A 7,281-nucleotide genomic window follows, 5' to 3' on the forward strand; every position below is an offset into this window, starting at 1 on the left:
CCGGCATCGCGCAGGCCGTGCAGGGCCGCGCAGGCCGAGACCGGCACCGCCGCGGCCTGTTCGAAGTCCAGGTTCGCCGGCTTGTGCTCGAGCCGGTCCTGTTTGGTGCGCGCGTACTCGGCGTAGCTGCCCTCAAGGCAGGTGCCGAACACCTCGTCGCCGGGCCGGAACCGGGTCACGTTGCGTCCGACGGCGGCGACGGTGCCGGCGACGTCCCGTCCCCGCACGCGCACCCGGGGGCCGCGCAGCCCGAAGCCGAACAGGCGCAGCAGGTACGGCCGGCCGGCCATCAAATGCCAGACGCCGGCGTCGACCCCGGCCGCCCGGACCCGGACGAGCACGTCGTCGTCGCCGGCCTCCGGGGTATCGATGTCCGCCAGGCGCAGGACCTCGGGGGAGCCGTACACATCCTGCACAATCGCTTTCATGGGGTTTCTCCTTCTCCTGCCGGATAGTGGAACACTTCGTCCAGCGGCACCCCGAACACCCGGGCGATCTGGAAGGCCAGTTCGAGCGAGGGCGAATAGCGGCCCTGCTCGATGGCGATGACGGTCTGGCGGGTCACGCCAAGGCGTCCGGCCAGTTCGGCCTGGGTCATCTCGCCGTGCCCGAAGCGCAGCCGGCGGATGTCGTTGGTGACCCTGGTCGGCTTCACCATGCCGGCAGGCCCCGGCGGTAGGCGACGAGCTTGGCGGCGGAGGCGAGGACCGCGGACAGGACAAACGCGAGGTAGAGCGCGTTGGCGATCCAGAAATGGGGGACCTCGGCCAGGGCCATGACCAGCGCGGCGACGCCGCCCAGGACGAGGAACGCCTGGCCGGTATACTCGCCGAAGCGGTAGATCTCCCGGTCCCGCTGGTCCTTCTTGCCCGCGCCGTCGCGCAGGACGATGCCGGCCGCGATGTTCAGCACGATCGAGACGGCGATGGCCCCGCCGATGCTCCACAGCATCGGCGCCACGTACGGCACCTCGGCGAGCGGAACGTCGCCCGCCCGGCCCAAAACGACGGCGAGGTAGCTGGCATAGGCCACAATGGCGACCACCAGCATGATCCAGGTGCTTCTCTCCTCAGAACCCATTCCTGCTCCTCGCAGCCTCACGGTCCCCGGTACGGACTGATGTCAAGAATATTTGACACAACGTCAAGAATCAATGACTTTGTTCAGGAGCTCGGGATGCGGCCGCGTGCTGGCCGATCTGACCAAGCGGCCGGCCGGGTGCAACGTCCCCTGGATCCGGGACCGGCCTCTGGGCGCCGTCCCGGGAGCCGGAGCCTGCAGGTGCCGCGCCGGGTCGAAGGATTCGAACACCACCGAGCCGGCCATGAAGAGGCCGCGCTGCGGCAGCCGGAAATCGCCCAGCCGGGCCTGGGCCGGCAGGGCCCTGATGGTGCCAAGGTCCTGTCCGTGCAGGAGGGCGCGGCTTTCCCGGATCAGCCACAGCCGCTGCGGCCGGGCGCTGAAGTGCTGGCGGTTGGACGCCCGGCCCGTCAGCCCGATCCGGCCTGCCCGCAGGGACGGGCCGGCCACCGCCGCGATGGCCCTCAGGACCAGCCGCCGGCGCCACAGCTGGTCCGGCAGGGCGCCGGCGAGGGCAGTCATCAGGCGGGTCGCAGGGGTCGAGCCGAGGCGGATGTCCCATTCCAGATCCACGTCGTCCCCGATGCCGACGGTAAGGCAAGCGTCATCGCGCCAGGCAAGGGAAATCTCGTGCACCGAGGCGGCCTCGAGGGCGCTCCCGAAGAACCGCGGGCAGGACAGGGAGGGGGCCACGGTCGCATACATGACCCAGGACCCGGCCGGGGTGCGCAGCCACACCGAGGTGTAGCCGGGGCCGAGCGAGGAGGCGGGGAAGCGCCGCAGGGCCAGGACGTGCCCGGAACTGAACGGCAGGCCCAGCACGCCGTAGCCGGAGAAGCGCTCGCCTGCGCCCGGAGGGAGCCCGGCGTGTTCCTCGAAATCGGCTATCAGCGCCCGGGGAGTCGCCATGTCGTCGTCAGCCATGCGCCAGGAAGTCCCTACGTGCCGTGCTCCATCCCGGACCGGATCAGGTCCATGACGCTGGAGTCCGCCAGGGTGGTCACGTCCCCGATCGCGCGGTGCTCGGCCACGTCCTGCAGCAGCCGCCGCATGATCTTGCCGGACCGGGTCTTGGGCAGCTCGGAGACGACCATGATCTGGCGGGGCCGGGCCAGCTTGCCGATCTCCTTGGCCACGTGCTCGCGCAGCTCGCCCACGATGTCCTCACCGCCGCCGCCGGCATCCTGGCGCAGGATCACGAACGCGACGATGGCCTGGCCGGTGGTCTCGTCGCTGGAGCCGACGACGGCGGCCTCGGCCACCTTCGGGTGCGAGACCAGGGCCGACTCGATCTCGGTGGTGGACAGCCGGTGCCCGGACACGTTCATCACGTCGTCCACCCGGCCCAGCACCCAGATGTCCCCGTCCTCGTCCTTCTTCGCGCCGTCGCCGGCGAAGTAGAGGCCGGGGAACCGGGACCAGTAGGTGTCCTTGTAGCGCTGCTCGTCGCCCCAGATGGTGCGCAGCATGGACGGCCAGGGCTCGGTCAGCACCAGGTAGCCGCCGGAGCCGTTCGGCACGGACCTACCCTCGTCGTCCACCACGTCCGCCCCGATGCCGGGCAGCGCGGCCATGGCGGCCCCGGGTTTGCCGGCGGTGACCCCGGGCAGCGGGCTGATCATGATGGCCCCGGTCTCGGTCTGCCACCAGGTGTCCACCACCGGGGTGCGGTTGTGGCCGATGTGCTCGCGGTACCAGATGTAGGCCTCGGGGTTGATCGGTTCCCCGACCGAGCCGATCAGCCGCAGGCTGGACAGGTCGAATTTGGCCGGGATCTGCGCGCCCCACTTCATGAAGGTGCGGATGGCGGTGGGGGCGCAGTAGAGGATCGACACGTTGTACTTGTCGATGATTTCCCACCAGCGGCCCTGGTGGGGTGTGTCCGGGGTGCCTTCGTAGAGCACCGAGGTGGCGCCGTTGGCCAGCGGCCCGTAGACAATGTAGCTGTGGCCGGTGACCCAGCCGATGTCTGCCGCCGTCCAGAACACATCGGTCTCCGGCTTGAGGTCGAAGACCGCCCAGTGCGTATAGGCGCAGCCGGCCAGGTAGCCGCCGGTGGTGTGCAGGATGCCCTTGGGCTTGCCCGTGGTGCCGGAGGTGTACATGATGTACAGCGGGTGCTCGGCGTCGAAGGCCTGCGCCCGGTGCTCCGTGCTGGCCGTCTCGACGGTCTCGTGCCACCACAGGTCCCGGCCCTCGGTCCAGTCGATGTCCTGGCCGGTCCGGCGCACCACCAGCACGTTGCGCACCTCGGGGCAGTCGGCCAGCGCCTCGTCCACCGCCGGCTTCAGGGCCGACGCCTTGCCGCGGCGGTAGCCGCCGTCGGCCGTAATGACGATCCGCGCGTCGCAGTCGTGGATCCGGGTTTTCAGCGCGTCGGAGGAGAAGCCGCCGAAGACCACGGTGTGCGGGGCGCCGATCCGGGCGCAGGCCAGCATGGCCACGACGGTTTCGGGGATCATGGGCATGTAGATGGCCACCCGGTCCCCGGTCTGCACGCCCAGCTCCGTGAGCACGTTCGCCGCCTGGCAGACCATGTCCGTCAGCTGCGCGTAGGTGATGGTGCGGGTGTCGCCGCCCTCGCCCTCGAAGTAGTAGGCGACCTTGTCCCCGCGGCCTGCGGCCACATGGCGGTCCAGGCAGTTGTGGGCCGCGTTGAGCCTGCCGCCGACAAACCATTTGGCGAACGGCGCCTGCGACCAATCCAGCACCTCGGTCCACGGCTCGGCCCAGTCCAGGCGCCGGGCCTGCCGGTCCCAGAATCCGAGCCGGTCCCGGGCTGCCTCGGCATAGGCGTCCGCGGTGGCGTTCGCGTGGGCGGCGAACTCCGGCGGCGGTTCGAAGCGGCGGTTTTCGTGGAGCAGGTTGGAAAGGGTTTCGTCGGCCGGTCCCGATTGCTGTGCCATGGTTCCTCACTTGGGCCAGACGGGCAGTAGCGTCCGCTTGAAGGTGAAATTGGCGACGACGGCGAAGGAGGCGTACCAGGCCAGCAGCGCCGTCAGGATGCCGAGCCAGCCGCCGAGACGGGTCATGACTGCCGCCCCGCTGAAGGCACCGATGGCCAGGGCGAAAAAGGTCAGGGTCAGGAAGACGAAGACGGCGAAAACGGCCATGTTGGTGCGCCAGGCGGCGACGGTCATGTACAGGGTGAAAATGCCCCAGGCCAGCAGGAACAGCCCCACGCCCTTTTCGGCATCGGCCCCGGCCCCGCTGAGGTCGGTAAAGCGGGCCAGGAACGCAAAGGCCATCCAGAACCCGCCGTATGAACAGAAGGCGGTGGCGCCGAAGGTATTCCCCTTGGCGAATTCCCAGAGGCCCGCGGCGAACTGGGCGAGGCCGCCGTAGAAGAGGGCGAGGCCGAAGACCACCCCTTCGGCGGTACGGGGGATCAGTCCGGCGTTGAAGAAACTCAGCACGAAGGTCGTCAGGGCAAAGGCGGCCAGACCCAGTGCCGCCGGATCGGCAATTGCTGCCGCGGCGGAAACCGGTGCCTGGAGGCCGGCAGGGCGGACGGATCCCGCTGCGGATTCCGGCTCGACGCTCATGGTTCGACTCCTTAAGGTCCTGCAATGCGTTCCTAGAGTGCGCCCCATATCAGACTAGCACCGCAAATGCAACTTATCCGTTCCGGCCCCGGGCCGCAGCCGCGGCTGGTCGTGCCGGGAGCGCAGGCGGCGGATGGATCCGAGCCTGGCGATCACCGCGGGGGCAAGGCGTAAAGGTCGTGCGATACCGTGCTGCCGTTCGGGCAGGCAGGCGGGCGCCTGGACACTGGCCGGCGGTGGACGGGGAGGATATGGTAAGCATGCTGAGTAACTGGAGGCCTCCAGCCGCCTTTTCGAGTCAAAGGAGAAGCCATGAGCACGAAGGTCGAGAAGCAGATCCTGGTCAACGTTCCGGTAGGCACGGCTTACAACCAATGGACCCAGTTTGAGGACTTTCCCCACTTCATGGGCGGTGTGAAGAGCGTGAAGCAGCTCGGCGATGACCGGCTGGAGTGGGTGGCCGAGATCGCCGGTGTCCGCCGGCAGTGGCAGGCGAGGATCCTGGAGCAGGTGCCGGACCACAAGGTCGCCTGGGCGGCGACCGAGGGCGCGACGAACGCCGGGGCGGTGACCTTCGAGGACATGGGCGGCGGCCAGACGTCGGTGCGCCTGTCGCTTGAATACGAGCCCGAGGGCCTGGTGGAGCAGGTCGGCGACAAGCTCAACGTGGTCGAGAAGCAGGCCGAGGCCGACCTGAAAAGGTTCAAGGAGTTCATCGAGTCCGAGGGCTATGCCACCGGTGCCTGGCGCGGTTCGATCAACGAAGGTGCGGCCGCGGGAACCCCGGGCGTTCAGGATGCCGCCGCCTCGCGCGGGGACAGCGGCAAGGCAGGGGTGTCGGGAAAGGTGGCCGCTGCCGGCGTCGGCGTAGCAGCTGCCGCCGCGGCCGCTGCCGGTGTGGCCGCGGCCGCCTCCGGGAAGGACGCCGACGACGAGACGGCGGCCGCCCCCCGGGACATGACCCCGGTGGGCGGGATGACGACGGCCACCCCGTCGGACACCACGCCGGTGGTCGAGATGGCGCCGCCTCCCAGCCCGGAAGGCGTGCCTGTATCCGAGGAATCCGCCGCCAATGCGGTCCGGCCGCCGGAGGAAGCGGCCGGCGACGACCGGGCCCGGGGCAGCGGAATCTAGAAATCCGCACCCGGCCGCGCCGCCCAACCACCGGGGCCGGCGCGGCCGGGTGCGGAACCGGACGCCAGGTGCTGCTGGGTGAAGTCCTGGGCTCAGCCGGCTGCCGGTTTGACCTCGTTGATCTTGAACGTTGCTCCGGTCGGGTCCGTCAGGGTCGCCATCCGGCCGAAGGGAGTGTCTTCGGCGGCCTGGACGAGCTGGCCCCCGAGCGCGAGGGCTTTCTCCACCGTGGCGTCGGCGTTGTCGACTCCGAAGTACACCTGCCAGCTGGAGGGCACACCCTCGGGCAGGAACGCCGAGGCATCCATGATGCCGGCAGCGGCATCGTCCCCGGCGCCGAGGGTGGTGTAGCGGAACTCCGGGGTGTCGCTCATGACGTCCGTGTTCCAGCCGAAGACGTCCTGGTAGAACTTCACCGTGGCCGGGTAGTCCCGGGTGTGCAGCTCGTGCCACACCGGGGCGCCGGACTCGTCGTGGATCTTGAAGCCGGTGTGCCCGCCGAATTGCCAAAGGCCGACGGCGGCCCCGCCCGGGTCGCCGAGCATGGCCATCCGGCCCTGTTCGGGAACTTCCATGGGCGCCACGAAGACCTGCCCTCCGTGGCTGGCCGCCGCGTCCGTCACGGACTCGATGTCCTCGACGCGCAGGTACGTGTTCCAGGCGTCGGGGTAGCCGGACTGCCCGTCGTTCTTCATCAAGCCGGCTACCGGCTGTCCGTTCTTGAAGGCCATGACGTAGCCGCCGTACTTTTCCTCATCCCCGGTTTCGTACGTCCAGCCGAAGAGTTCGGCATAGAAGTTTTGGGCCCGTTCAGGGTCCGAAGTCATCAGGTCGATCCAGCAGGGTGCGCCGGGGGCAATATCGGGCGTGGGCATAGGGTGCTCCTGTCCGCGGGATAGTAGTGGAGACAGATGCGAGTCTAGGCGGCCGCGGGAAGGTGCGGTAGGACTGTGGGATTTTCGGCAGTTGTCCTACTCGCCGGCCGGCGCGAACCGCGTCTGTACGGGGAACCGCGGGCGTCAGCGGGTCGGCTTCGTAGTGGGCTGGCGGAGCACGAACTTCCATTCCCCGTCCCGCCGGGCCGCCCGGTTTTCCACCGCCTCGCGGATGCGCAGCCGCTGGAGGGGCTGTTCGTCCGTGCGGTGCCCCCGCGCCGCCGTCATCTCCGCTCGAATGCTGCGGGACGGCCCTTCACCGGTCAAACACCGTCACGGGCCCCGGGGCGGTTCGCGTACCGAAGCGGTGCGATGACCGGTTGAGCCGGATTTCCCGGGCGCACTGTCCCAAACGGCCCCGGCGGTCCACCATTGGTGGGGTAAGGCTTCAGCCCGGCGGTCCCGGGGGAGGCGCGGACCGGAGCATGTTGTTGGTGCATCCCGAGGAGATTCCCATGACCGGAACCAGTTCCGCTTCCCCGGACCGCCGGACACTGCTGAAGACGGTGGGGGCCGGGGCGGCAGGGTTGGCCGCCCTGCCGCTGCTGGCCGGCGGCACCGCCGCACACGCCGCCGTGCCCGCGGCG

Annotated in this window: 9 protein-coding genes; 1 reads left to right on the top strand and 8 read right to left on the bottom strand. The window is 69.4% G+C overall.

Annotation, left to right across the window (positions count from 1 at the left end; genetic code table 11):
* The 6 genes from ACFQ36_RS18965 to ACFQ36_RS18990 form a co-directional block, all read right to left on the bottom strand.
* The coding region (locus ACFQ36_RS18965) for an alcohol dehydrogenase catalytic domain-containing protein (protein ID WP_377016447.1) at positions 1 to 428 on the bottom strand (428 nt) is incomplete at its 3' end.
* Complete coding sequence (locus ACFQ36_RS18970) at positions 425 to 658, bottom strand: helix-turn-helix transcriptional regulator (RefSeq protein ID WP_377016449.1); 234 nt, start codon at positions 656 to 658, stop codon at positions 425 to 427. The genes ACFQ36_RS18965 and ACFQ36_RS18970, both read right to left, overlap by 4 nt.
* Positions 652 to 1,080, bottom strand: coding sequence for a hypothetical protein (locus ACFQ36_RS18975; protein ID WP_377016451.1), 429 nt, complete (start codon positions 1,078 to 1,080; stop codon positions 652 to 654). The genes ACFQ36_RS18970 and ACFQ36_RS18975 overlap by 7 nt, the downstream gene beginning before the upstream one ends.
* A 63-nt stretch (positions 1,081 to 1,143) precedes the next feature.
* Complete coding sequence (locus ACFQ36_RS18980) at positions 1,144 to 2,004, bottom strand: hypothetical protein (protein ID WP_377016453.1); 861 nt, start codon at positions 2,002 to 2,004, stop codon at positions 1,144 to 1,146.
* A 14-nt stretch (positions 2,005 to 2,018) separates the two neighbouring features.
* A complete protein-coding gene (gene acs / locus ACFQ36_RS18985) occupies positions 2,019 to 3,986 on the bottom strand; it encodes an acetate--CoA ligase (protein ID WP_377016455.1) in 1,968 nt (655 codons plus the stop codon).
* 6 nt (positions 3,987 to 3,992) lie between these two features.
* Positions 3,993 to 4,625, bottom strand: coding sequence for an acetate uptake transporter (locus ACFQ36_RS18990; protein ID WP_377016457.1), 633 nt, complete (start codon positions 4,623 to 4,625; stop codon positions 3,993 to 3,995).
* A gap of 312 nt (positions 4,626 to 4,937) precedes the next feature.
* Between ACFQ36_RS18990 and ACFQ36_RS18995 the strand changes: the two genes are divergently transcribed.
* A complete protein-coding gene (locus ACFQ36_RS18995; RefSeq protein WP_377016459.1) occupies positions 4,938 to 5,759 on the top strand; it encodes an SRPBCC family protein in 822 nt (273 codons plus the stop codon).
* Positions 5,760 to 5,851: 92 nt separating this feature from the next.
* Here the strand turns inward: ACFQ36_RS18995 and ACFQ36_RS19000 are convergent, their stop codons facing one another.
* Together ACFQ36_RS19000 and ACFQ36_RS19005 are read right to left on the bottom strand one after the other, a co-directional pair.
* Entirely contained in the window at positions 5,852 to 6,634 is a 783-nt protein-coding gene (locus ACFQ36_RS19000; RefSeq protein WP_377016461.1) for a VOC family protein, read from the bottom strand.
* A 144-nt stretch (positions 6,635 to 6,778) separates the two neighbouring features.
* Complete coding sequence (locus ACFQ36_RS19005) at positions 6,779 to 6,922, bottom strand: hypothetical protein (protein ID WP_377016463.1); 144 nt, start codon at positions 6,920 to 6,922, stop codon at positions 6,779 to 6,781.
* Between the last annotated feature and the right edge of the window lie 359 nt (positions 6,923 to 7,281).

Origin of the sequence: Arthrobacter sp. GCM10027362, assembly GCF_042679445.1 — a bacterium.
In the GTDB taxonomy this organism is placed as follows: domain Bacteria; phylum Actinomycetota; class Actinomycetes; order Actinomycetales; family Micrococcaceae; genus Crystallibacter.

What these genes read in the sequence shown, in the direction of transcription:
- ACFQ36_RS18975 (WP_377016451.1), bottom strand. Translation starts at nt 1,080, where the DNA reads ATGGGTTCTGAGGAGAGAAGCACCTGGATCATGCTGGTGGTCGCCATT.
- ACFQ36_RS18990 (WP_377016457.1), bottom strand. Translation starts at nt 4,625, where the DNA reads ATGAGCGTCGAGCCGGAATCCGCAGCGGGATCCGTCCGCCCTGCCGGC.
- ACFQ36_RS19000 (WP_377016461.1), bottom strand. Translation starts at nt 6,634, where the DNA reads ATGCCCACGCCCGATATTGCCCCCGGCGCACCCTGCTGGATCGACCTG.
- acs (WP_377016455.1), bottom strand. Translation starts at nt 3,986, where the DNA reads ATGGCACAGCAATCGGGACCGGCCGACGAAACCCTTTCCAACCTGCTC.
- ACFQ36_RS18970 (WP_377016449.1), bottom strand. Translation starts at nt 658, where the DNA reads ATGGTGAAGCCGACCAGGGTCACCAACGACATCCGCCGGCTGCGCTTC.
- ACFQ36_RS18980 (WP_377016453.1), bottom strand. Translation starts at nt 2,004, where the DNA reads ATGGCTGACGACGACATGGCGACTCCCCGGGCGCTGATAGCCGATTTC.
- ACFQ36_RS19005 (WP_377016463.1), bottom strand. Translation starts at nt 6,922, where the DNA reads ATGACGGCGGCGCGGGGGCACCGCACGGACGAACAGCCCCTCCAGCGG.
- ACFQ36_RS18995 (WP_377016459.1), top strand. Translation starts at nt 4,938, where the DNA reads ATGAGCACGAAGGTCGAGAAGCAGATCCTGGTCAACGTTCCGGTAGGC.